Raw genomic sequence first — 23,721 nt, 5'->3', positions numbered from 1 at the left:
CCTGGAACGTTCGGTGTGGGCGGGGGGACCCGATTGCGCTGGGGGCGCGGCAACAAAAAGCCCCCACCAGAAATGGTGGAGGGGCAGATGGAAAATAACACCGATTCGTCTGTTGCAAAAATCGGATTGAGAACGCCCACGGCGTGATCTCAGGACTTTTCCCAGCGAAACATGGGGGGTTCATTGCCAATTCACGGCTGGAATGGCTCGCTCAGCGCGGGCGGTGGGCGCTCGATCGGTCGCTTATGCGCTAACGGGCGCCGGCTAAGGAACAGTCTCGAACGAGTTCTCCAGCGCTTCGAACGGGGCACCCGTATCGGCGACAAGAAAATAAGACATGGTGGGCGACGCCATGAAGATGACTCCGGTGAGGTGCTCACCGTCCGGGGCCGTGTACGTCGCGGTTCGGGCAGCCAGGCCCCGGAACGTCGTGTCGGACTGGCTGTCAACGGTCAGGTTCGCCGACGCGGCGAAGGAACGCAGGGCGATCCGCAGAGTGTCCGCTGTCTGGTCGGTCGGTAGCCCTTCGGAGTAGGACTCGCTCTCCACCGCGGTCAGCGGGTCGCGGGTGACAGCGACGTGGACGGCGATCTTCACTCCGCTCACCGTCAGTGGGATGGACTGCTCGTCGGGTGTCGCCGGGAACCGGGCCCGAAAATGGCCCGAGCTCGAATTGATAACGACGCCTCCTGACCCGGTGTCGACGACGGTCGGGACGGCAGCGAATGCGTTGCCGCCAGAGTTGGACGTGCTCTGCGAACTGACCGCAACCGCCGTCGCGAGGCCGCCGATCAGGACGACCGCCGCCGCCATCGAGATCCACAGCCCCTTCCGTCGGCGTGGAGCCACCCGGGCCGGTGGCATCTCGGTCGCCCAATACGGTGGGGGATAGCCCTGCGGCGCGTACGGCGCCCCGACCTGCAGATTGTCGGGGGTGTAGTTCGGATACGGGGTGTGGTTCGGGTCCGACGGGTACTGGGCGTAGCTCGGGTCCGACGAATACGGCGGCGTCCACGGAGCGGCGGCATATCCGTAGGGGGCCGGGCTCACACCGTAGGCGGTGGGAGCATCTCCGGCCGGCGTGGACGCCACTGGCATATAGGGACGGGAGAATTGGCGTCCCTCGTCGTAAGGGTCGGCATCCCGCGGCGTCGTCATGCCCAGATGTTATGGGCACGAAGAAGGCCCGGCGAATTGGGAAGGCCGCGGACGCGGGCGCCAAGACTCGCCCGCCCGGTACGACGACGCCTGGCGACGGGCGATTCGGGAGCAACCACCTCCGCGGCGTGCGGCAGACTGTTGGACGTGTCAACGCCGAGCCGAGGTACCAGCCAGTGAGCGCCACTGTGGAGCCGTTGCGGGATTCGATCGCCCGGTCGCTGCGGGCCGAGATCATCTCCGGCGAGCTGGTGCCGGGCACCCGCATTCTCGAGCACGCGCTGGCCGAGCAGCACGGCGTCTCCCGCGTACCGGCCCGCGAGGCGCTCCAACTGCTGGCCCACGAGGGCTTCATCGAGATCGTTCCGCGCCGCGGAGCCACCGTCGCGCTGCCGTCGCCGCGACGCACCCGCGAGCTGATGGTCATCCGGCAGAACCTCGAGGAGCTGGCGGCCCGGTTGGCCGCCGAGCGGCAGGGCGCTCCCGTCGCCGCCGAGCTGCGGTCGGTGCTGAAGCAGGGGTCGTCGGCGACCGCCCGCAAGCAGTTCGACCACGTCGCCGGCCTGGTCGATCGCTTCCACGAGCTGGTGGCTCAGGCCTCCGGCAACGCCGAGCTGGCCACCCTGCTGCAGACGGTCCGCAGCCAGGTCAGCTGGATTTTCGAGTACAACCTCGAACAGCGCTCGCCCGACTCCTGGCGCCATCACGCCCTCATCGCCGAGGCCATCCTGCAGGGCGATCCCGAGGCCGCCGCCGCCGCCATGCGGGAAGACGTGGTGCGCGACGAGAAGCTCCTCTTCGAGATCCTGCTGACCCGCGACTGAAGCGGGCCGCCCCCCGACGCGACGTTTACAGCCCAAGCACAGCGAGGCAACAGCGCCGAAACACAGCCATCGTTGTATACGTGAATGGGCATCTCGTATACACAGCCGGCAGCGCGGCTCACCGACGTCACGCGGGTCTTCCCGAACGGAACGGTGGCCATCGAGCGGACGTCGCTTGAACTGGCGCCCGACGAGATGGTCGCCCTCGTCGGCCCCTCCGGCTGCGGGAAGTCCACGCTGCTGCGCATGCTGGCCGGACTCGACGCCCCCACCACCGGCAGCGTGGAGAGCGCGGCCTCCCACGTCGGTTACGTCTTCCAGGACGCGACGCTGCTGCCCTGGCTCACCGCCCTGCAGAATGTGACGCTCCCGCTGCGGCTGGCCGGCCGCCCCCGCCGGGAGGCGAACGCCACCGCGCGCGAGGCGCTCAAGCGTGTCGGACTGGCCGATTACGAGAAGCTCCGTCCGGCTCAACTCTCCGGCGGCATGCGCATGCGCGTCTCCATCGCCCGCGCGCTCACCGAGTCACCGGAGGTGTTCCTCTTCGACGAGCCCTTCGGCGCCCTGGACGAGATCACCCGGCAGAAGCTCAACGAAGAGCTGGACCAGCTGATGGCCCAGCGGCCGTTCTGCGGTGTCTTCGTCACCCATGCCATCACCGAGGCGGTCTTCCTGGCCGACCGGGTGGTTGTCTTCTCGGCGCGACCGGGCTCAGTTATCGCCGATATTCGCGTGCCATTCGCCCGGCCGCGCCCCGCGTCGCTGCGCTACTCGACCGAGTTCGCCGACCTCTGCCGTCAACTATCCGACGCGCTCGCCGCATCCTCACTGGCGCGGGGTGAGGCCGCGTGATCGGGACGACGGGAACCACGGGGACAACGGGATCAGCCAGCATGCCAACCGCCGCCACCCCCGCAGCAGCCGCTCCCGATGAGCCGACGACCAACTCGCTGAACCCGGTCGAGGTCATCGCCCACGCCAGCCGCACCGGCTCCCGCCTCAGCCGCTGGCTGGCGCCGCTGATCACCCTGGCCGTGGTGATCGGCATCTGGACATTCATCAGCGACCACGTGCTCGACCCGACCAGGCAGTTCCTGCTGCCCTCGCCGCTCGAGGTATGGCGCGCCGGCATCGTCGACAGCGTGACCCGCGCGGAGATCCTGAACGCGCTCTGGTCCACCACCAAGGTGGCCCTCGTCGGGCTGAGTCTCTCGATCATCTTCGGTGTGCTGCTGGCCGTACTCATGAGCCAGGCCCGCTGGATCGAACTCTCCCTCTACCCCTACGCCGTCATTCTGCAGACGATCCCGATCCTGGCCGTCGTCCCGCTGCTCGGCTTCTGGTTCGGATACGAGTTCACGGCACGGGTGATCGTCTGTGTGCTGATCTCGATCTTCCCGGTGATCACCAATACTTTATTCGGCATTCGCTCGGTCGACTCGTCGCTGCACGATCAGTTCTCGCTCTTCCGTGCCTCCCGGCTGCAGCGACTTCGTCACCTGCAACTGCCGGCGGCTCTGCCGACGGCGCTCACCGGCTGCACGATCGCGGCCGGACTCTCGGTGGTCGGCTCGATCATCGCCGACTTCTTCTTCCGGCAGGGGGAGCCCGGCATCGGCCGTCTCATCGACAGCTACCGGCAATCTCTGGAGACCGACAAGATGATCGCCGCGCTGCTGCTCAGCTCAGCCGTCGGCGTGCTGCTCTACATCTTCTTCGACCGCATCACCCACTGGGTGACCGCGCGGCGCTCACCAGCGCGCAGCTGACCACAGCAAGTCCAGCCAATCCAGCAACAAAACTAGGAGAACGCATGCCCACACGAAGGAAACTGATCGCTACGGCGGGTGCCGTCACGATCGCCGCAACCGCTCTGACGGCATGCAGCAGTGCTGCCACCTCGGCGGCGGTCGGAAACTCGTCGGCCGCGGCCGGCACGCTCGCGTCGGTCTGCCCGAAGACGGTCGTCATCCAGACCGACTGGTACGCCACCCCGGAGCGGGCCGCGGCCTACCAGCTCGCCGGGCCGGGTGGCACGGTCGACGCCAAGAAGGGTGCGTACCTGGGCAAGATCGGTGACACCGGTGTCTCGGTCGAGGTCCGCCTCGGTGGACCCTTCATCGGCTACCAGGCCGTGAGCGCGCAGATGTACACCGACACTTCGATCACCCTCGGCTACGTCTCCACCGACTCCGCCGTCCGTGACTTCGCCAAGTTCCCGACGCTCGGTGTGGTGGCGCCGCTGGACAAGGATCCGCAGATCGTCATGTGGGATCCGGCCACGCTCACCACCGTGAAGACGTGGGCCGACGTCGCGCCGACCAACGCCAAGGTGCTCTACACCGAGGGCCTGACCTACATGGATTACCTTGTCTCCAAGGGGATCGTGAAGAAGAGCCAGCTTGACGCCTCCTTCGACGGCAGCCCGAGCCGCTTCGTCGCGGCCGGCGGCAAGGAGATGCAGCAGGGCTACGTCAGCAACGAGCCGTACCGTTGGGAGCACAACGTGCCGCAGTGGAACAAGCCGGTGAAGTACCTGCTGGTTGCTGACGCCGGGTGGGACGTCTACCCGCAGCAGGTGGCGATCCGCAGTGCCGAGAAGGAGAAGCTCTCGCCCTGCTTGAAGCAGTTGGTCCCGCTGCTGCAGAAGGCCCAGCTCGACTACATCAAGGATCCGGCCGCGACCAACCAGACCCTCCTCGACATCGGAGCCAAGATCAAGGACGGCCCGCCCATCACGGCTGACGGCAACGCCGACTCGGTGAAGGTGCAGCTGTCGGAGAAGATCGTCGCCAACGGCACGGACGGAACCCTCGGCTCGATGGACCCGACCCGGCTCACCAACTCGATCAGCATGCTGGGCACGATGTTCGCCACCAAGAACATCAAGATCCAGGATGGACTCAAGCCGTCCGACATCGCCACCAACGAATACCTTGATCCATCCATCCACCAGTGAGTAACACCCTCCCCTCGCTCGCCGCGGTGACCGGCGCCCGACTGACGAACGGCCGCCTGGTCGATCTCGTTGTGGTCGACGGCGTCGTCACCGCGGTGACCGACAGCGCTGGGGACCTCTCCGTCCAAGGCTCGCCCGCATCCGGGCGGGTCTTGGACGTGGCGGGGCAGGTGCTGGTTCCCGGCCTGGTCGACGCGCACGTCCATCTGGACAAGGCCTATCTCCTCGACGCCGGTGAGTCGGCTCGCGGTGGGGTTGGGGCCGGTGCCGGGGTCGCGGGTGCCATCGCCGCGATGGCCGAGGTCCGGCAGCGAATCGACGCACAGACGGTGCTCGACGGCGCGCGGCGAGCCGTCAATACCCTTGTTCGCAAGGGGGTTGTCGCCGTGCGGGCGCACGCCGAGATCGACCGTGACGGCGGCCTGGCCCTGGTCGAGCTCCATCAGCGGCTCCGGCAGGAGTTCGCCGACGTCCTCGATCTGCAGATCACCGCCTTCCCGCAGTACGGACTCTCCGGAGGCGTCCGGGCCGACATGGCCGCTGCCGCCGCCGGCGCAGCGGTGCAGGTCATCGCCGGCTGTCCGTACGTCGAGGATGATCCACTGGCCCACCTCGATGCGGTCTTCGGCCTGGCCGACCAGCATGGACTGCCGGTCGACCTGCACCTCGACTTCGACGACGACCCGTCCGGCTCCCTCATCGCAGCCGTGGCCGACCGGACGCGCACGCTGGGGATGCAGGGACTGGTCACCATCGGTCACGTCACCAAGCTGGCGGCGATGAGCAGCGACGACCGGGCGCGCGCCTTCGCCGAGCTGGCCGATGCCGGGGTCGCGCTGGTGGTCATGCCGGCCACCGACCTCTACCTGGGCGGTGCGCACGAGGAGTCAGCGTCACTGGGTAGCCGCAGCCTGGCCCCAATCGCCGAGGCCGCGGCGGCCGGGGTGCGCACCGCGGTGACCAATAACAACATCGCCAACGACTTCGCCCCCTATGGCAATGGCAGCCTGATCCAGGCGGCATGGCTGGCCGGGATCATCGGACGGTTGCCGGGGCCGCCGGCCCGAGCGTTGCTGCTGGATGCGATCACGACGGCTCCGGCGGCCATCCTGGGGCGCGCTCCACACGGTCCAGAGGTCGGGCACGCCGCCCACCTCGCGGTGCTCGATACCACCGATCCGCGGCGGGCCATTCACGACGGACCGGCGGTGCTGGCTACCATCTCCGGCGGGATGCTGACCTACTCCGCGCAACCGTTCGCTCGAGCCGATGACCTTATCCTGCAAGGAGTTCACCCATGACCGAGTATCTGGTGCTTCGCAACGCCCGCATCGACGGAGCGCTGCGACACGTCCACATCACGGACGGGATGATCACCGCAATCGAGCCAGCCAGCGATCTCGATGACTCCCGGGACGTGCCCGCATCGGCGGCCACCCTCGACCTCGCCGGCCGCGTGGTGCGGCCACCCTTCGTCAACGCGCACGCCCACCTGGACAAGACGTTCTGGAGCATGCCCTGGCAGCCGCACCTCCCCGGCGCCACGATTCGCCAGTGCATTGACCGCGAACGCTCGATCCGCGCTGCCGCCACCGAGCCGCAACTACCCCGCTCACTGGCCCTGGCGACCCGGATGATCGAGGCGGGCGTCGGTGTCATTCGCTCGCACATCGACGTCGACACGCTGGTTGGGCTGGGCGGTGTCGAGACCCTGGTGCAGGTGCGCGAGAAGCTGGCCGGGCTGGTCGATCTGCAACTGGTGGCCTTCCCGCAGAGTGGCATCCGGGCCGACCCGGGAGTGGCCGACTTGATGGACGAGGCGATGCGCAGCGGGGTCGACGTCGTCGGTGGCCTGGATCCGCACGGCATCGACGGTGACGTCGACGGGCACCTGGACGTCGTCTTCGGGCTGGCCGAGAAGTATCACGCACCCATCGACATCCACCTCCACGACGAGGGACCCGACGGCCTGGCTGAGATAGCGCAGATCTGTGAACGCACGATTGTCTCGGGAATGCAGGGGAATGTGACGATCAGTCACGCCTACGCACTCGGTTCCGCGACGAGCGACGCGGTGGCTCCGGTGATCGCCCGGTTGGCTGAGGCCGGCATCTGCATCATGACCGACGGTCCGGTCGGGATGACGCCACCGGTGCTGCGTCTTCATGCGGCCGGGGTGCCGGTGATCTCCGGCTCGGACGGCATCCGCGATGCCTGGTCGCCCTACGGCGTGCCGGCGATGGCGCCGATCGCCACCCAACTGGCGTACCAGTCGAGAATGTATGACGACGCCGACTTCGAACTCGTCGCCGACATCGTCTCGATTCACGGTTCCCGGGTGGTCGGCGTGGATGGCCATGGGTTGGAGGTCGGCTGCCGCGGCGACCTCAACGTCTTCGACGCCACCGCGGTGGCCGAGATCGTCGCCGAGTCCATCAGCCCGACGCTGGTACTGCGCGGCGGGCGGGTTGTCCCGCCGGGGCCCAGTTCGTGGCCCCCGTTGCCCGTCACCGACCTGGCGGCGGTGGGGGTTGCACCCCACTGACGTCCGCGGATTTTCCGGGTTCGATAGCCAAACGCTTGGGTAACGGGCTACGTTCGGGCTTGTGCGGTTCGACCTGGCGCGGTGGGCGAGCGGTCGTCCCAGCCGTCCATCGGCGGGACATCGCCAGACCCGGCTGCCTGGTCGTGGCGTCACGGCTGCCCTGCTGGCCGCGCTAACCGCGGTCGCCTCGGCCCTCCCGCTGAACCCGGCCGCGGCGGCTCCAGTGGCACCGCAGGCCGCCGTCGCCGGGCAGACCTACTCGGCGGTCATCGCCTCGTCGGTGAGTGCAACCGGTCCGGCCAGCGTCGTCGGCTACACGGTCACCATCACGAACACCGGAACCGTTGCCTACACCGCGCTCAACCCGGCCTCGATCACCGGCAATGTCGCGGGCGTGCTGGACGACGCGTCCTACGACAACGACATTGCCGTCTCCAGTGGCCCGGCCGCTGTCTTCGCCGGGCCGATCCTGACCTGGTCGGGCCCCCTCGCGATCGGCGGGAGTGTCACGGTGACCTATTCGGTGACCGTGGATGACCCCGACAACGGCGACCAGTCCCTGGTCAACACGGTGATCACGCCTCCGGACAGCGGCGGCGACTGCCCGTTCGGTGCCGCAGCGCCGACCTGCACCTCCACGGTGGCGGTGAAGTCGTACTCGGTGCGGAAGTCGGCCTCGACCACGAACGCCGCTCCCGGCTCCAAGATCACCTACACGGTCACCGTCGCCAACACCGGGCAGGTGGCCTACACGGGCGCCGCTCCGGCCTCCTTCACCGACGACCTGACCAGCGTCCTCGACGACGCGACGTTCAACAACGACGCCACCGCCAGTGCCGGCCCGAGCCCGACATTCGCCTCTCCCACCCTGTCGTGGTCGGGGCCGCTGCCGGTCGCAGCCACCGTGACCGTCACCTACTCGGTCACTGTGCAGAACCCGGACGCCGGTGACGGGTCGCTGCAGAATCGCGTCGTCACCCCGCCCGCGTCGGGCGGGAGCTGCCCGGCCGCCTCGGTGGATCCGCGCTGCTCGAGCAGCGTTCCGGTGCGGACCTTCTCGGTGGTGAAGTCCGCCTCGACCACGACGGCCGATCCGGGCGACACCGTCACCTACACGATCGCCGTCACGAACACCGGCACGAAGGCCTACCCATCGACGAACCCGGCTAGTTTTACTGATGATCTGACCGGCGTGCTGGATGACGCCCAGTACAACGAAGACGCGACCGCGACCTCCGGACCGGCCCCGACCTACACCGCGCCCGTCCTCTCCTGGTCGGGTCCGCTCGGCGTCGGGGCAAGCGTGACGGTGACCTATTCGGTGCGGATCGCCTCGCCGGATGCCGGTGATCACCTGCTGTCGAACGGGGTGCTGACGCCGCCCGGGTCAGGCGGCAACTGCCCGTCCGCCACGGCCGGCGCCGACTGCGCACCACCGCCGGTGAAGGTGCAGGACTTCAGCGTGGTGAAGACCGACGATCATCTGGTGGCCGACCTCGGCGACACGATCAGGTACACCGTCGTCGTGCGCAACACCGGTCAGGTTGAGTTCACCTCGGTCGACCCGGTGGGCTTCCTCGACTCGCTGAGCGGCGTCCTCGACGATGCCACGTACAACGACGACGCGAGCGCCTCCGGCGGTGCTGCGGCCCCGACCTATGCCGCGCCGCTGCTCTCCTGGTCCGGCCCGCTCGCCGTCGGGGCGACCGTCACCGTGACCTACAGCGTCACGGTGAACAATCCCGACACCGGTGACAAGCTGCTGGACAATGCGCTCGTCACCCCGACCCGCCTCGGCGGCTGCCCCGGACCGCCGACCACGCCGAACGTTCAGCTCGCGCCGGCGGTACTGGTCACCAGCTGCCACCCCGCGGCGATACCGGTCCGCAGCTACACCGTCGCCAAGTCCTCACCCGGCACGACCGCCCGCGCCGGCGGTCGGGTGACGTATCAGGTGACCGTGACGAACACGGGCGGGGCGCCCTACACGGCGGCCGATCCCGCTACTTTCACGGATGATCTCAGTGGTGTGCTGGATGACGCGACCTACGACAACGACGCCGATCACGGGGCACGCTATGCCGCGCCGGTGCTGAGCTGGGCCGGGGCGGTACCGGTCGGGGCGAGCGTCGTCGTCGCCTACTCCGTCACCGTGAACGCACCCGACCGGGGCGATCACCAGCTCGGCAACGCGGTGGTCGGACCCAACTGCCCGGTCGGAACGGTCTCGGCGACCTGCCTGGTCAGTAAGCTCGTCCAGAGTTACGACGTCACCAAGACCACCACCGTCACCTCGGCCAACGTGGGTGACTCGGTCAGCTACACGATCACGGTCAAGAACTCCGGCCAGGTCGCCTACACCGAAGCCGATCCCGCGTCTTTTACTGATGATCTGACCGCTGTACTCGATGACGCCAGTTACAACGACGATGCCGATCACGGGGCGACGTACTCAGCGCCGCAGCTGCACTGGTCCGGCGCCCTGCCGGTCGGCGGCGTGGTCACCGTGACGTACTCAGTCACTGTCCTGGCGCCCGATCCGGGGGATCAACTCCTGACCAACGCGGCGGTGACACCGGTCGGCTCCGGCGGGGATTGCCCGGCAACTGCGGCCAATCCGGCGTGTGCCACCTCGACTCCGGTGAACCAGCAGTTCGCGGTCGCACCGATCGGTGGGGGTGAAGGTCTCGCGCTGACCGGCACCGACCTGCGGTTGCCGCTGATGCTGGCCCTGCTCCTCATCGTGGCCGGTGTCGCCGCGGGTGCCGGCGCTCTGACGTTCAAGCGTCGTCGGGCTTAGCCCCGGCTCTCACCGGTGGGACGGGCCGGCTTCGGCGGGCCGCGGCTCATCCTGGTCGTGGAAGCGTACGGCCAGCACCGCCACGTCATCGGCCGGCTGAGTGCCCACCATGTCGTAGATCGTCGCGTCGAGCATCTCGTCCAGCTCGAGTTGGTGGTGGCGTTTCAGTGCCGTGACCAGTGCGGCCTGCCCGGTGTCGAGGTCGCGGTCGCGTCGCTCGGTGAGGCCGTCGGTGTAGAGCAGCAGCGTCGAATCCGGCGGCGCCGAATGGAGATGGTCGTGGCGGGGTCGTCTTGGGTCGACGCCCAGCAGCACATCAGGTGCGCCGTCGAGGACGATCACCGTGCCATCGTCGTGTACGAGGACCGGCGGTGGGTGCCCGGCGTTGCTCCAGCGCAGCGTCCGGTTGCCGGTCGCCTCGTCCTCCGCGTCCTGCTCGACCCGCACCATCGCCATGGTGGCCAGTGTCGAGACCTTGAGATCGCGAATGGCCCGGTCCAGGCGTTTGACGATCTGCGAGGGCGGCTCGTCCCGGTCCCAGGCCAGCGCGCGCAGCATGTTGCGCAGCTGTCCCATCATCGCGGCGGCGCCGATGTCGTGGCCGACGACATCGCCGATCATCAGCACCGTCCGGCCGCTGGGCAGGATCACTGCGTCGTACCAGTCGCCGCCGACCTGATCGCCCTCACTGGCGGTGAGGTAACGCGCGACCAGGTGCAGATGGTCGGGTTCGGGCAGCCGGGTGAGCATGGCGTCCTGCAGCGAGCGGGCCACCGTGTGTTCGTGGCGGGCCAGTTCCAGCAGCCGGCGGTTGGCCTCGTGCAGCCGTTCGGCCGTTTCCCGCTGCTCGGTGTAGAGGCGGGCGTTGTCCAGGGCCATCCCCGCGCGGGCGGTGATACTCGTGGCGATGCTGAGCTCCTGGGCCGACAGCGGTGGCCGGTCAGCGCCGCGGCAGATGCTCAGCACACCCGCCACCCGCCCATTGGCGATCAGCGGCAGCGCGGCCGAGGATTCCGGGGCGAGTGCGGTGATCGCGTCCCGGGCCTGTGGCGAGCGAACCGCGGCCAGCGCGAGCGCGAGCACGCCGCCGTCGGAGATGACCGGCGTCGTCGACGCCGCGGCCAGGCCCATCGGGCCCTGCTCGTCTCGGCCGTCGAATCGGCTGCTGGCGAAGACCTCGACCGCCTCGCGCAGTAGCGGGTCGACGTGCCAACTGGCCACGTCGCGGAGCACCCCATTGGAGTCGATGACGGAGACGATCGACCAGTCGGCCAGGCTCGGCACCACGATCCGGGCCAGTTCGGTGACCGCCGCCTCCGTGTCGAGGTAGCTGGCCAGTTCACCGGCGTGCGCCGTCAGCTGGACCAGCGCCTCAGCCCGATGCCGCTCGGTGACGTCGTGGAGGTAGATGGAGAGGGTCGATGCCGTCGGCCAGGCCCGGATCTCGAACCAGGAGTTACCCGGGCCCATCGCCTCGAACGTCTCGGGGCTCCCCGACTCCATCGCCCGCCGGAAGCTCGTCTCATATGCCGTGCCGAGCGCGGTCGGGAACATCTCCCACAGCGAATGACCGATGACATCGCTGCGGACGGCCCCACTCAACTTCTCGGCCTCGGCGTTGAGGTAGGTCAGCCGCCACTCGCGATCGACCGAGACGAAGGCGGCCGGCATGGATTCGAGGAGGTCAGCCGCGCGCACCTCATCGTCTTCGGTCATGAACGCACCATGTCACAAAGCGGCGCTCAGCGTCACCTGCCGTCACTTGTCGGCAATGTGCAGACGATCACGAACCAGCGTGATCAGGGCTTAACGGAGGGTATGCCCACCCTCAAGGCCGCGCCGGTTGTGCGCCGCCTCCTCATGCTTGCGATGCAGCTCTTCGGTCGGTGTCTCCTGCAGCGCTCGGGCCGTGGCGGTCACGCGCTCGCTGTACACCTGAAATGCCCGGGTCGCCGTCAGTTCGCGGCGCTCCGCCTTCACAGATTCGCTCTCGACACCAGCACCCGCGGCGTCCGCGCGGTGATAGGTCGCCGGAGCATCGGCAGCCGTCGCTGCGTCATCGTCCGTCGTGGGGTCTGGGCTCACCTGACTGATTCTGCACTCACTCGCGCTAAACATCGGACTGAAATCCAGATTTCCAGGTAATTCATGCCTTCGAGTACGAAATTTGGGGCCAACCAGCCGCGCAGACGCGAGAATGGGGCACAGAGACCCATACGGCGACCGATACGGGGACCGATATGGGGACCGATTCACGCGCCAACAACCACCGGGGAGCGAGTTGCCAGGTATGAGCGTCGATCCCCGCGTACTGGGCGACGTCGCCGCCGGTGCGGCGGCGGACGCCGGTGGCCTGCCGGTCGAGCTGCTGGGTGACTTCCTCGAGGTCGTCTCGGCCGCGGTGGCCGGCGGCGACCGGCTGAGCGCGGCCGAAGTGAGCCGCTTCCGCCCGGTCGGGGAGTCGGCCGCCCGTCAGGGCGTGGCGCTGCGAGCGCTCCTGGACCTGTACCTCTCGGCCGGGTGGCGGCTGTGGCGGCACCTGCCGGCCGTGGCCAATGCCGCTGCCGACCCGGCTGCCGTCGTCACCGCCGGCGAGGTGATGCTGCACGCCGTGGACGATGCCGTCGCCGAACTGGCTGAGGGGTACCAGCTGGCCCGGCGCGGGCTGGTCCGCGAGCAGGAGGCGCAGCGCCGGGAGTTCATCGACGACCTGCTCTCCGGACGGGGCGACGTGGCCGGGTTGCTGCAGCGGGCGAGCGGTTTCGGGCTGGATCTGGCCGCCCCGCATGCGGTCGCCCTGGTGCGAGCGGAGCGGATCTTCACCGACGGGTCGCGGATGCTGTCGGCCGTCGAGCGGGCAGTGCAGGGCTCGAAGGGCGACGCCGGGACGATGGTGGCCAGCAAGGAGGGGCAGCTCGTCGTCATCTTCGCCGTCCCCGACCAGGCTGCCGTGGATGAGGTGCTGGAGCGCGTCGATCGTGTCCTCGGGGTCGAACTCGATCAGTGGCAGATCGGTGTCGGACGGCCCGGCCGGGGCGGCGCCGGGGTGCTGAACTCCTTCGACGAGGCCCGTGAATCGCTGCAGCTGGCGGCCCGGCTGGGGCTGCGCTCGAAGGTCGTGCCAGCGGCGGATCTCCTTGTTTTTCGGGTACTTCTGCGTGATCGGGCCGCGATGGTGGATCTGGTGCTGACGCTGCTGGAGCCGCTGCAGAGCGCCCGGGGCGGGGCCGAGCCGCTGCTGCAGACGCTCGCCGCCTACTTCGAGGAGGGCGGAAACTCCGCGCAGACGGCCCGCCGGCTGCACCTGTCGGTGCGGGCGGTGACCTACCGGCTGGAGCGGGTGCGGGAGCTGACCGGGCAGGACCCCACCCGTTCGACGCAGCGCTTCGCGTTGCAGGCCGCGGTGCTCGGAGCTCAACTGCTGGATTGGCCGGCCACCCCGCTGCCCTGACACTCTCTGGGTTGATCGGCTCTGCCCCGCCGGACGTCGGAATCTGCCGCCGGATCGACGCTTCCCGGGACAGAGCAGCGAGCGCAGCCCGCCGGCTCAGATTGCCGGTATCCGGCAGTTTTAACCCCCCGACAACGTCCAGAATCGCCCTGGCCGGGCCAGTATCGCCACATCAGAATGGAGACAGCGGGTCGGACCATATCGACCCAAGATCAGTAGGAGGAGCTATGAGCGTCCCGCTCTGGGCCTGGGTGGCATTCGCCGCAGTTGTCGTAGTCATGCTCGCGATCGACCTGCTCGCCCATCGCGGGGCGCACACGATCAAGTTCAAGGAGGCCGCGATCTGGAGCGCCATCTGGGTCGGCGTCTCGATGATCTTCGCCCTCGTCGTCGGCCTCACCCTCGGGGCCGGGCCCGCCGTCGACTTCACCACCGCCTACCTGCTTGAGAAGAGCCTGTCGGTCGACAATCTCTTCGTCTTCGCGCTGATCTTCGGCTACTTCAAGGTGCCCCGCGAGTTCCAGCACCGCGTCCTCTTCTTCGGCGTCATCGGCGCGCTCGTCTTCCGTGGCATCTTCCTCGGCGCCGGGGTCGCGGTGGTCAGCCAGTTCACCGCCATCCTCTTCGTCTTCGGCGCCATCCTGCTCTGGAGCGCGTTCAAGCTCATCCGCGGTGGCGAGGACGATGCGGTCGATCCGGGTAAGAGCGTCGCGGTCCGGCTGCTGCGGCGGGTCATCCCGATCAGCGACGAGTACCACGGGGCCAAGTTCTTCTTCGTCGAGGCCGGCAAGCGCATCGGCACTCCGCTGCTCGCGGTCGTCGTCGCCGTCGAGGCGGCCGATCTGATCTTCGCCGTCGACAGCGTGCCGGCCGTGCTGGCCGTCAGCGACAGTGCCTTCATCGTCTACACCAGCAACGCATTCGCGATCCTGGGGCTGCGGGCGCTGTACTTCCTGCTGGCCGGAATGCTCGAGAAGTTCTACCTGCTGGATAAGGCGCTGGCCTTCATCCTGGCCTTCATCGGAGCCAAACTCTTCCTGCAGGCGGCCCACAAGACGATCAGCACCTCCATCCCGGAGATCCCGACGCTGGTCAGCCTCGGCGTCATCGTCGCTGCCCTCACGATCGCCGTCGTCGGCAGCCTGCGCCATCCGCAATCATCCGAGCCAGAGCCCGAGCCGGAGCCGGCGGTCGGCGGCGGCGAGCTGACTCCTCAACTCGCCGGACGCACGCCTGTGGATATGGATTGATCTGCGGCGTGTCGCGCTTACGCGCGGTAGCGGGGGTGGTGTTCCGAGTACCGTAGCTGGTGCAAAGAGGCAGTAGAGAGCTTGTATTTGCTGGAATTATTGCGATCGCGGTCTCGCGGGTTCGTCAGACCGCGATCGCCACCCGACGTCCGGTCGGATCAGTGCCACACACCGCTGGGGTTCGTACTGATCCGACCGGATCCGGTCGTCTCTGGTGCCGGTTCCACTTCGGTGCAAGTATCTCCCCATGACCGACATCGGTGTTGGACAGCTCAACGCGACCGAACAGCCCATGATTGCCAGGCGAAACAACTGGCCCAACCAGATCGCCCGGCACGCCCACCAGAATCCAGACGGCGTGGCGCTGCGCTTCCTCGGTGCCGACATCACCTGGCGGCGGTTGCACGAACGAGTGGAACGCACCGCCGACGTGCTCGCCCGCAACGGCGTCATGCCGGGTTCGCGGGTGGCCATCCTGATGCTGAATCGCCCTGAATTCCTGGAGATTGTCTTCGCCGCGCATACCCTCGGGGCGATGGCGGTGCCGGTCAACTTCCGCCTCACCGCGACCGAGATCGAGTTCATCCTCAGTGACTGCGAACCGGCCGTGCTGGCCGTCGACTCGTCGCTGGCCTCGGTGGCGATCGCCGCCACCGCCAACCTGGCCGCGCCGCCGGCCACCCTCATCGTCGGCGACGTCCCGTCCGGGGTTCACCTGCCCAGCCTCGACGAGGAGATAGCGGCGAACCCACCGCCGCACCCGCTGGTCGACGTCCCCGATGACTCGCCGTCCCTGCTGCTGTACACCTCCGGCACGACCGGCCGCCCGAAGGGAGCGGTCCTCACCCACCTCAACATGCAGATGCAGACGATCACCCTGGTGCGATCGCTGGGGCTCATCCACGACGACGACCTGAACATCTGCGCGGCACCGCTCTTCCACATCGCCGGCATCGGGCTCTTCGGGCCGAGCCTGCTGGCCGGCGCGCCGACGGTGCTGATGCCCAGCGGCAACTTCGACCCGGTAGTGCTGGTCGATGCGTTGGAGAGCGAGGGGGTCACCAGCGTCTTCCTGGTGCCCACCCAGTGGCAGGCCGTCTGCGCGCTGCCTGACATCACCTCCCGCAAGCTGCGCATCCGCACGATGTCCTGGGGCGCGGCGCCGGCCACCACGGCGCTGCTGCAGCGGATGGCCGAGGTCTTCCCGGACGCCGAGAACGTCGCCCTCTTCGGGCAGACCGAGATGTCGCCGGTGACCTGCGTCCTGGACGGGGCCGACGCGATCCGCAAGATCGGCTCGGTCGGCAAGCCCATCTCCACCCTCTCGATCCGGGTGGTGGACGACGAGATGAACGACGTGCCCACCGGCGAGGTCGGGGAGATCGTCTACCGAGGCCCCACCCTGATGGCCGGCTACTGGCGCAATCCGGTGGCGACGGCCGAGTCCTTCCACGGCGGCTGGTTCCACTCCGGAGACCTGGTGCGCCGCGACGAGGAGGGCTTCGTCTACGTCGTCGATCGCAAGAAGGACATGCTCATCTCGGGCGGGGAGAACATCTACTGCGCCGAGGTGGAGGACATCATCGCCAGCCACCCGCTGGTGGACGACGTGGCGATCATCGGGCGTCCGGACCAACGCTGGGGTGAGGTGCCGATCGCGATCGTCGTCGCCACTGGCGCCATGACCACCGCCGACCTCGATCTCTGGTGCGGTGGGAAGCTGGCCCGCTACAAACGACCCCGCGACGTGGTGCTGGTCGACCAGCTACCCCGCAACGCCAGCGGCAAGGTGCTCAAGGGAGAACTACGAGCAAAACACTCGGTCTCCAGCTAGCTGGCCGGTGAGTGCCGACCGGCCACCAGCGCGAGGCCGGCACTCGCCGCGATGAGCAGCAGTGACATCACCACCACCCCTGACCAGCCCTGGGCCGCCCACCGCGCGCCGGCCAGTGAGCCGAAGATCGAGGAGCCCAGGTAGTAGGAGAAGAGGTACAGCGAGGCCGCCATCCCGACCGGCGCTCCGATCCGATGGGCCCGCGCCGTCACCCAGCCGCTGGCCACCCCGTGGGCGGCGAAGAACCCGCCGGTCATCACGCCCAATCCGATCACCACCCAGACCAGGCTCGACTCGACGGTGAGCAGCACGCCGAGCGCAGTGATACCGATCCCGGCCAGCACCACCTGGGCCCGGCCGACCCGATCGGCGACCCGGCCGGCGAGGGCCGAACCGATGCTGCCGATCGGATAGACGAAGAAGACGAGCCCGGCCACGCCCGCCGAGAGCAGGTAGGGAGCGGCGGCCAGGCGGAAGGACATGGCGTTGTAGACGGCGACGAAGCTGCCCATCATCAACCCGCCGACGGCATACAGCGGGAGCATCGGCGCGCTCAGCAGCACCCCCAACTGGCCGGCGCTCCACCCGGCCTGCGGGACGAAGTTCTGCGACGGTGGCAGCAGGGCGATCACCGTCACGGCGCAGGCCAGTCCGAGCAGCCCGATCCCAGCCGTGGCCAGCCGCCAGCCACCGAGGTCGGCCAGCAGGCCGGAGAGAATTCGTCCGAGCATGCCACCCAGTGCGGTCCCGCCGATGTACAGCCCGGTCGCCCGGGCGTGCGCCTCCGGGTGGATCTCATCGCGCAGGTAGGCCATCGCCACCGCCGGCAACCCGGCCAGCGCGACCCCCTCCAGCAGTCGCAGCGCCAGCAGGGTGTCCCACGTCGGCGCGGCCGCGGTGGCCAGCCCGATCGCCGACGCGCTCAGCAGTGATCCGAACATCAACTTGGTCCGCCCGGTCCGGTCGGAGATGGCCGCCGCCGCGATCATGCTGATCCCGAGGGCCAGCGTGCTGAGCGAGAGGGTGAGGGTGGCGGCGGCCGGGGTGACGTCGAAGTCGGCCGCCAGCAGCGGGAGGAGCGGCTGCGGCGCGTAGAGCAACGCGAAGGTGGCGACCCCGGCGACGAAGAGGGCCACCACGATCCGGCGGAAGCCAGGGTCACCGACCCGCAGCCCCGGTGAGGCTAGCTGGCTGTGTCGGGTGGGCACTGCGGTCACTGAAACCATGATCCCCGTCGGGCCTGCTCCGCGCTGTGACCCACAGAGCAGAAAAGGGTGGAGGTTCGCCGTCGCAGGCCTCAGCCGGCCTCGGGGTAGACGTCCAGTTCCGTCGCCTTCACCGAGAGCCAGACCTGCCGCCCGGGCGCCACATCGAGTTCGGCCACCGCGTCGCTGGTGATGTCGACCAGCGCGTTCGGGGACCCGAAGGTCTCCAGCCGCACCCGGTCGCCGAGCAGTTCGAGGCCACCGATCCGGGCCGGCCAGACGTTTCGCGGGCTGGCGTTGACCGGCTGCCCCGCGTGCACGGTGATCGCACTGGGACGAAGCGCGACCAGCACCCGCCCGCTCGACGCGGCACTGGAGTTGGGACCCGCCTCGGCGCAGATGAATGTGCCGCCGCCGTCCACCGTGATCTGCCCGAGCGGCGAGCGGGTGCCGGCGTAGAGGTTGAGCCCCATCAACTTGGCGACGTAGGCGGTAGCCGGGCGGCGCGCCACCTCGCTCGGCGTGCCCTGCTGAACCACCCGCCCGTTCTCCAGCACCAGCAGCCGATCGGCCAGCACCATCGCCTCCAAAGCTTCGTGGGTCACCAGCACGGTGGGCGCACCGACTGCCCGTAGCTGCGACTTGAGCAGCGCCCGCACCTCGCCCCGGGTGCGGGCATCGAGGGCGGCCAGCGGCTCGTCGAGTAGCACCAGGGCGGGATCGGTGGCCAGGGCCCGAGCCAGCGCCACCCGCTGTGCCTGACCGCCGGAGAGCTTCGCCGGCCGGTTGCCGGCGACCTCAGCGATCCCCAGGCGCTGCAGCCAACCGTCGGCATCGGCGCGGGCCTGCGGCCGGGAGGCACCCCGTGAGCGCGCCCCGTAGGCAACGTTGTCGCGGGCATTGAGGTGTGGAAAGAGGCGATAGTCCTGGAAAACGTAGGCTATTCGCCGATCCTCCGGCGCGAGATCGACCCGTTCGTCGGCCGGGCCGGGCCCGGCGTAGGTGCTCGCGCCGACGACGATCCGCCCGGCCTGTAGCGGCTCCAGACCAGCCAGCGCGCGGAGCAGGGTCGTCTTCCCGGCGCCGTTCGGACCGAGCACGGCCAGGATCTCCCCGTCTTCTATTGAGAGTTCGACGTCGAGCTCGAACGGTCCGCGACGCACGACCACCTCCGCCCGCAGGCTCATGAGGTGAGCCCCGGATGCAGCCAGCGTTCGCGCAGAGCCACCAGCACGGCCACGGCCACCGCCAGCAGCACCAGGCTGATCGCGATCGCCGCCTCCGGGTCAGACTCCAACGCGTTGTAGACGGCCAGCGGCATCGTCTGGGTGGTGCCGGGGTAGTTGCCGGCGAAGGTGATGGTCGCGCCGAACTCGCCGAGGGCCCGAGCCCAGCAGAGCACCGACCCGGCCAGCAGCGACGGCGCGATCAACGGCAGCGTCACGGTGCGGAAGATCCGCATCCGGGAGGCGCCGAGGGTGGCCGCGGCCTCCTCCAGCCCGACGTCGGCCGAGCGCAGCGCCCCCTCCACCGCGACGACCAGGAACGGCATCGCCACGAACGTCTCGGCGACGATCACGCCGGCCGTGGTGAAGGGCAGAGTTACCCCGAACCACTGGTCGAGGTAGCGGCCGAAGACACCGTTTCGTCCGAACCCGTAGAGCAGCGCCACCCCGCCGACCACCGGCGGCAGGATCAGCGGTAGCAGCACCAGCGCGCGCACCAGCCGGATCCCCGGAAATCGCACCCGGGCCAGCACCCAGGCCAGCGGCACGCCGAGCAGTAGCGAGATGCCGGTGGCCGCGGTGGCGCAGATCAGCGAGAGGCGCAGAGCGGTGAGTACATCGCTGCTGCGCCAGAGCGTGGTCAGTGACGACCACGGCGCCCGGATGAGGATCGCAACCAGCGGCAGCAGCAGGAAGAGCAGCGCGATCGCGGCGCCGATCCCCAGCGGCAGCGGCGGGGCAGTGCTGCGCCGCGCCGTACCGCGCCGAGCCGTGTGTGGGCCCGCGCGCCGCCCGGCGCGTCGGCCCGACAGCTGACGGCGGAGGGTCTCCATCCGTTTCAGGCTACGGCTTGGCGAATCCGCCGTCGGCCAACACCTTCTGTCCGGCGTCGGAGAGGACGTAGGCGACGAAGGCGTCGGCGCCGGCGGCGTTGGACGCCTTGGTCAGCGGTGCGATCGGGTACTCGGTGGAGACGTTCACCGACGGGTCGATGGCGACGCCCTTCACCTTCGTACCGGCGGCCAGTACGTCGGTGACGTAGACGACTCCGGCGTCAACCTCGTTCGACTCGACCTTGGCCAGCGTGGCTTTCACGTCGGCCTCCTGGGTGACCGGCTTGACGGTGATCCCGGCGTTCTTGAAGAGCGTGACCGCCGCCGCTCCGCAGGGGACGGCCGGCAGGCAGACCGCGACCTTGACGCTCGTCTTGGCCAGGTCGTTGACGCCGGTGACGTTCTGTGGGTTCGACGGGGGAGTGGCGATCTCGAGCACGTTGGAGGCGAAGTTCTTCACGTCCGCCTCCGCGGCGCCGCCCTTCGTCACGACCTGGGTCATGTTCTTGGTGGCGGCCGAGGCGAAGACGTCGGCCGGCGCTCCCTCGTTGATCTGCAGTGCCAGGGCCGAACTACCGCCGAAGCTGAGCTTCACGGTGGTGCCGGGGTGAGCGGCCTCGAACTGCTTGCCGAGCGTGGTGAAGGCCTCGGTGAGCGACGCGGCGGCCAGCACCGTCACGGTGCCGGTGACCGCGGGTGACGAGCTCGTGCCCGCGGTGGTCGCACTCGACCCGCTGCTGGTCGAGGAGGAGCTGCACCCGGCCAGCGTCAGGGTTGCGGCGCTCAGCAAGACAACGGTGGTGACGGAGGTGCGCATCTATTCGGCCTTTCCGGCTTTGGTGGTGAGTTGGGCGAGTTCTACGACGACGTTGGTGGCCTTGACACTGGCGTAGGCCAGGACCCCTGGTTCCAGGGCCAACTCGTCGGCCGCCTCTCGGCTCATCAACGACACGATGCGATTGGCGCCGGACTGGATCTCCACCTGGGCCATCACGGTGTCACGGGTGACCTTGGTGACCAGGCCGAGGAACCGGTTGCGGGCCGATTCGCGCACCGCCGGAATGGCGGCCGAGATGTCGGGGTGGGGCGGCGCGGTGTTCTGCTCAACCGCGAATCCGGCCAGCGTGGCACCGTCGATGGCCTGACGGCCGTCGACGACGATCGTGGCGATGCGCCCGGCGTCTATCCAGCGTCGCAGCGTGTCGTCGCTGACCCCGAGGAGGTCAGCGGCGTGGCGTATCCGGTAGGTCGGCATGCGCGAACTATATCCCGCAGCTACGGTCGTATTGTTCGCTGCACTCCGCAGTTAAGGATTCAGTAACCGATGGCGGGCCGCTCGCGCGGGAAGCACTTCTATGTCCCGCTGCGCATCGGTGAACCGTGCCCATGTCCCGCGAAGCGTCGCCCCGCCGGAACATATCGACGAAGCGCGGGGCAGAGCTGACGGGCGACCGCGAACCCGCCGCGGCCAATCGGCCTGAGCGGTGCCGGTCAGCCGCCGCTCTTGCGACGGAAGTTGCGCTGGGTGGCGGCGGCGGCGTGCTCGCCGTGCACCTTCGACTCGGCGTCGGCATGCGACTGCCGGTCGGCCTGCTTGCCCCGCTTGCGGTCCAGGGCTTCGCGGAACTTCGCCTTGGCGTCGTCCGCCGCGGATCCGGACTCGGACGTGTTCGTGTCGGATTCACTCATGCGGTCAGCATATGCCCGGGGGGCCTGCCGTCAGCCGCCAGTCGCGAGCCGACCTCAGGACTTGGCGGCGGTCGGGGTGACGATGGCCAGGTTCGGTGTCGCGTCGAAGCGCAGCGCGGCTGGAGCGTGAGCCGGAACCGCGGGATTCTTCGGGAAGGTCGGCGTGATCCGGGTGTAGGCCGAACCCAGCGGTGGCCGCTCATCCCGCTCGCCGGCGTTGGGCCAGAGACTCATGGCCCGCTCGGCCTGGGCGGTGATCGAGAGTGACGGGTTCACGCCGAGGTTGGCCGACAGTGCCGAGCCGTCCACCACGTGCAGGCCTTCGTAGCCGTAGACGCGGTGATACGGATCGATGACGCCGTCCGCGGCCGAGGCCCCGATCGTGCAGCCACCGATGAAGTGGGCCGTCATCGGGATGTTGAGCAGATCGCTCCAGAGACCGCCGGGCTCACCGTCGATGTTCTTGGCCAGGGTGCGGGCCGCCTCATTCGCCACCGGAATCCAGGTCGGGTTCGGCTCGCCGTCGCCCTGGGTCGAGGTGAGGCCGCCGAAGCCGAAGCGCGACTTGCGCCGCATCACGGTGATCGAGTTGTTCAGCGACTGCATCACCAGCAGGATGATCACCTGCTCGGACCACTTCCGTGGCCGCAGCGCCAGGATCATCTTCGGCCTCGTGACCAACTGCTTGACCAGTGCGGCCAGTCGCTGCGGGCGCGAGCCGCCGTCCGTCAGTCCGGTGTTGAGCAGGGCCATCAGATTGCTGCCCTTGCCGTAGCGCACCGGCTCGATGTGGGTGTTCTCGTCCGGGTGCCAGGAGGAGGTGATGGCCACGCCCTGGGTGTAGTCAGCCGCCTTCTCGCTGCTTCGGGCTCCGAGCAGTGCCTCGGAGTTGGTGCGGGTCAGGTAGCCCAGACGGCCGGAGATCTTCGGCAGAGTCGTCGCCTTCAGCTTGTGCAGCAGCGTCTGGGTGCCGAAGGAGCCGGCCGCGAAGACCACGTGATCGGCGGTGAAGGTGCGGTCGGGGCGCCGGGTGAACCAGCGTCCGGTGCGTACCGTGTCGACCGCGTAGCCGCCGCCGCGCAGCGGACGCACGTTGGTCACCGTGGTGAGCGGGTGTACCTGCGCGCCGGCTCGTTCAGCCAGGCCGAGGTAGTTCTCGTTGAGGGTGTTCTTGGCGCCGAAGCGGCAGCCGGTCATGCACGAGCCGCACTCGATGCAGCCGGTGCGCTCCGGGCCGGCGCCGCCGAAGAACGGGTCCGGGACCCGCTTTCCGGGCTCCTTCTGGCCGTCCCGGCCGAAGAAGACGCCCACCGGGGTCATGTGGAAGGTGTCGCCCTTACCGAACTGCTCGGCCAGGCGGAGCATCTGCACGTCGGAGCGGGTGGTGCTCGGGTTGACGGTGACGCCGAGCATCTTGCGGGCCTGGGCGTAGAACGGGGCGAGCTCGGAGCGCCAGTCGGTGATGTCACGCCACTGCGGGTCGTCGTAGAAGGGCTGGGGCGGTTCGTAGAGGGTGTTCGCGTAGTTCAGCGAACCGCCGCCGACGCCGGCGCCGGCCATCACCACGACGTCCTTGAGCAGGTGTAGGCGCTGGATGCCGCGCATACCGAGCTTCGGTGCCCAGAGGAAGTTGCGCAGGTCCCAGGACGTCTTGGGGAGGGTGTGCGGGGTGAAGCGCTGACCGGCCTCGATTACGCCGACCCGGTAGCCCTTCTCGGTCAGTCGCAGCGCGGTGACGCTGCCGCCGAATCCCGAACCGATGACCAGTACGTCATAGTCGCCCACCGCGGCATCCACCTCGCCAAATCGTTGTGTCCGCGGCCCCGTTGCGGAGAAATCAGACTATTGACAAAGAGTCAACGAAGGAAAGGGTATGGGCTGTGGGGAGTTGGGTCAATGTGACTGCGCCCCCGGCTGCGGTACCTGGTTCGTGGTTGCCAAACGCAG

The 23,721-nt window shown here is 68.6% G+C and carries 20 protein-coding genes; 10 read left to right on the top strand and 10 right to left on the bottom strand.

The features are described 5' to 3' along the window. Window positions 1-264 precede the first annotated feature (264 nt). Window positions 265-1,158 carry a DUF3824 domain-containing protein gene (locus CPH63_RS02085; protein ID WP_157749217.1) on the bottom strand — a complete coding sequence of 298 codons (894 nt, stop codon included), beginning with the start codon at window positions 1,156-1,158 and terminating at the stop codon, window positions 265-267. 176 nt (window positions 1,159-1,334) lie between these two features. On the opposite strand from CPH63_RS02085, the gene CPH63_RS02080 reads away from it, so the two are divergent. The 7 genes from CPH63_RS02080 to CPH63_RS02050 all read left to right on the top strand — a co-directional run bounded on the left by CPH63_RS02080 (window position 1,335) and on the right by CPH63_RS02050 (window position 10,286). Next, on the top strand, window positions 1,335-1,982 hold the full coding sequence (locus tag CPH63_RS02080; protein WP_172892145.1) for a GntR family transcriptional regulator: 648 nt from the start codon (window positions 1,335-1,337) through the stop codon (window positions 1,980-1,982). 84 nt (window positions 1,983-2,066) lie between these two features. After that, window positions 2,067-2,834, top strand: a complete 768-nt coding sequence (locus CPH63_RS02075) for an ABC transporter ATP-binding protein (RefSeq protein WP_096301353.1) — start codon at window positions 2,067-2,069, stop codon at window positions 2,832-2,834. A 41-nt stretch (window positions 2,835-2,875) separates the two neighbouring features. Further along, the gene (locus CPH63_RS02070; protein ID WP_096301352.1) at window positions 2,876-3,751 is read left to right on the top strand and encodes an ABC transporter permease; all 876 of its coding nucleotides are present in this window, start codon (window positions 2,876-2,878) and stop codon (window positions 3,749-3,751) included. A gap of 44 nt (window positions 3,752-3,795) precedes the next feature. Continuing rightward, window positions 3,796-4,941 (top strand): nitrate ABC transporter substrate-binding protein, encoded by a 1,146-nt coding sequence (locus CPH63_RS02065; RefSeq protein ID WP_096301351.1) that lies wholly within the window; start codon window positions 3,796-3,798, stop codon window positions 4,939-4,941. Next, complete coding sequence (locus CPH63_RS02060) at window positions 4,938-6,242, top strand: amidohydrolase family protein (RefSeq protein WP_096301350.1); 1,305 nt, start codon at window positions 4,938-4,940, stop codon at window positions 6,240-6,242. Before CPH63_RS02065 ends, CPH63_RS02060 begins: the two co-directional genes overlap by 4 nt. Continuing rightward, complete coding sequence (locus CPH63_RS02055; RefSeq protein WP_096301349.1) at window positions 6,239-7,486, top strand: amidohydrolase; 1,248 nt, start codon at window positions 6,239-6,241, stop codon at window positions 7,484-7,486. Before CPH63_RS02060 ends, CPH63_RS02055 begins: the two co-directional genes overlap by 4 nt. A gap of 61 nt (window positions 7,487-7,547) precedes the next feature. Beyond that, window positions 7,548-10,286, top strand: coding sequence for a DUF11 domain-containing protein (locus CPH63_RS02050; protein ID WP_096301348.1), 2,739 nt, complete (start codon window positions 7,548-7,550; stop codon window positions 10,284-10,286). Between the two features lie 9 nt (window positions 10,287-10,295). On the opposite strand, the gene CPH63_RS02045 is transcribed toward CPH63_RS02050, so the two are convergent. Together CPH63_RS02045 and CPH63_RS02040 are read right to left on the bottom strand one after the other, a co-directional pair. Further along, entirely contained in the window at window positions 10,296-12,002 is a 1,707-nt protein-coding gene (locus CPH63_RS02045; protein WP_096301347.1) for a SpoIIE family protein phosphatase, read from the bottom strand. A gap of 90 nt (window positions 12,003-12,092) precedes the next feature. Next, window positions 12,093-12,371, bottom strand: a complete 279-nt coding sequence (locus tag CPH63_RS02040; RefSeq protein WP_096301346.1) for a hypothetical protein — start codon at window positions 12,369-12,371, stop codon at window positions 12,093-12,095. A gap of 205 nt (window positions 12,372-12,576) precedes the next feature. Between CPH63_RS02040 and CPH63_RS02035 the strand changes: the two genes are divergently transcribed. The 3 genes from CPH63_RS02035 to CPH63_RS02025 all read left to right on the top strand — a co-directional run bounded on the left by CPH63_RS02035 (window position 12,577) and on the right by CPH63_RS02025 (window position 16,821). Beyond that, window positions 12,577-13,737 (top strand): CdaR family transcriptional regulator, encoded by a 1,161-nt coding sequence (locus CPH63_RS02035; protein ID WP_096301345.1) that lies wholly within the window; start codon window positions 12,577-12,579, stop codon window positions 13,735-13,737. A 227-nt stretch (window positions 13,738-13,964) separates the two neighbouring features. Next, the gene (locus tag CPH63_RS02030) at window positions 13,965-14,987 is read left to right on the top strand and encodes a TerC family protein (RefSeq protein ID WP_096301344.1); all 1,023 of its coding nucleotides are present in this window, start codon (window positions 13,965-13,967) and stop codon (window positions 14,985-14,987) included. A 247-nt stretch (window positions 14,988-15,234) separates the two neighbouring features. Continuing rightward, entirely contained in the window at window positions 15,235-16,821 is a 1,587-nt protein-coding gene (locus tag CPH63_RS02025) for an AMP-binding protein (protein WP_096301343.1), read from the top strand. Here the strand turns inward: CPH63_RS02025 and CPH63_RS02020 are convergent. From CPH63_RS02020 to CPH63_RS01990, 7 genes are all read right to left on the bottom strand, one after another. Beyond that, complete coding sequence (locus CPH63_RS02020) at window positions 16,818-18,047, bottom strand: MFS transporter (protein ID WP_096301342.1); 1,230 nt, start codon at window positions 18,045-18,047, stop codon at window positions 16,818-16,820. The two genes, CPH63_RS02025 and CPH63_RS02020, sit on opposite strands and share 4 nt — an antisense overlap. Before the next feature lie 71 nt (window positions 18,048-18,118). Then, on the bottom strand, window positions 18,119-19,213 hold the full coding sequence (locus CPH63_RS02015) for an ABC transporter ATP-binding protein (RefSeq protein ID WP_096301341.1): 1,095 nt from the start codon (window positions 19,211-19,213) through the stop codon (window positions 18,119-18,121). Further along, window positions 19,210-20,085, bottom strand: coding sequence for an ABC transporter permease (locus CPH63_RS02010; protein ID WP_096301340.1), 876 nt, complete (start codon window positions 20,083-20,085; stop codon window positions 19,210-19,212). Before CPH63_RS02010 ends, CPH63_RS02015 begins: the two co-directional genes overlap by 4 nt. 10 nt (window positions 20,086-20,095) lie before the next feature. Next, a complete protein-coding gene (modA, locus tag CPH63_RS02005; RefSeq protein ID WP_096301339.1) occupies window positions 20,096-20,902 on the bottom strand; it encodes a molybdate ABC transporter substrate-binding protein in 807 nt (268 codons plus the stop codon). Beyond that, a complete protein-coding gene (locus CPH63_RS02000) occupies window positions 20,903-21,340 on the bottom strand; it encodes a molybdopterin-binding protein (protein WP_096301338.1) in 438 nt (145 codons plus the stop codon). A gap of 236 nt (window positions 21,341-21,576) precedes the next feature. Beyond that, window positions 21,577-21,774, bottom strand: coding sequence for a DUF5302 domain-containing protein (locus tag CPH63_RS01995; protein ID WP_096301337.1), 198 nt, complete (start codon window positions 21,772-21,774; stop codon window positions 21,577-21,579). Between the two features lie 54 nt (window positions 21,775-21,828). Next, window positions 21,829-23,571, bottom strand: a complete 1,743-nt coding sequence (locus CPH63_RS01990) for a GMC family oxidoreductase (RefSeq protein WP_096301336.1) — start codon at window positions 23,569-23,571, stop codon at window positions 21,829-21,831. Window positions 23,572-23,721 lie beyond the last annotated feature (150 nt).

The organism is Jatrophihabitans sp. GAS493, assembly GCF_900230215.1.
GTDB lineage: Bacteria > Actinomycetota > Actinomycetes > Mycobacteriales > Jatrophihabitantaceae > MT45.
Note: the sequence above shows the minus strand (reverse complement) of the source record. Positions and strands in the feature narration are given on the sequence as shown.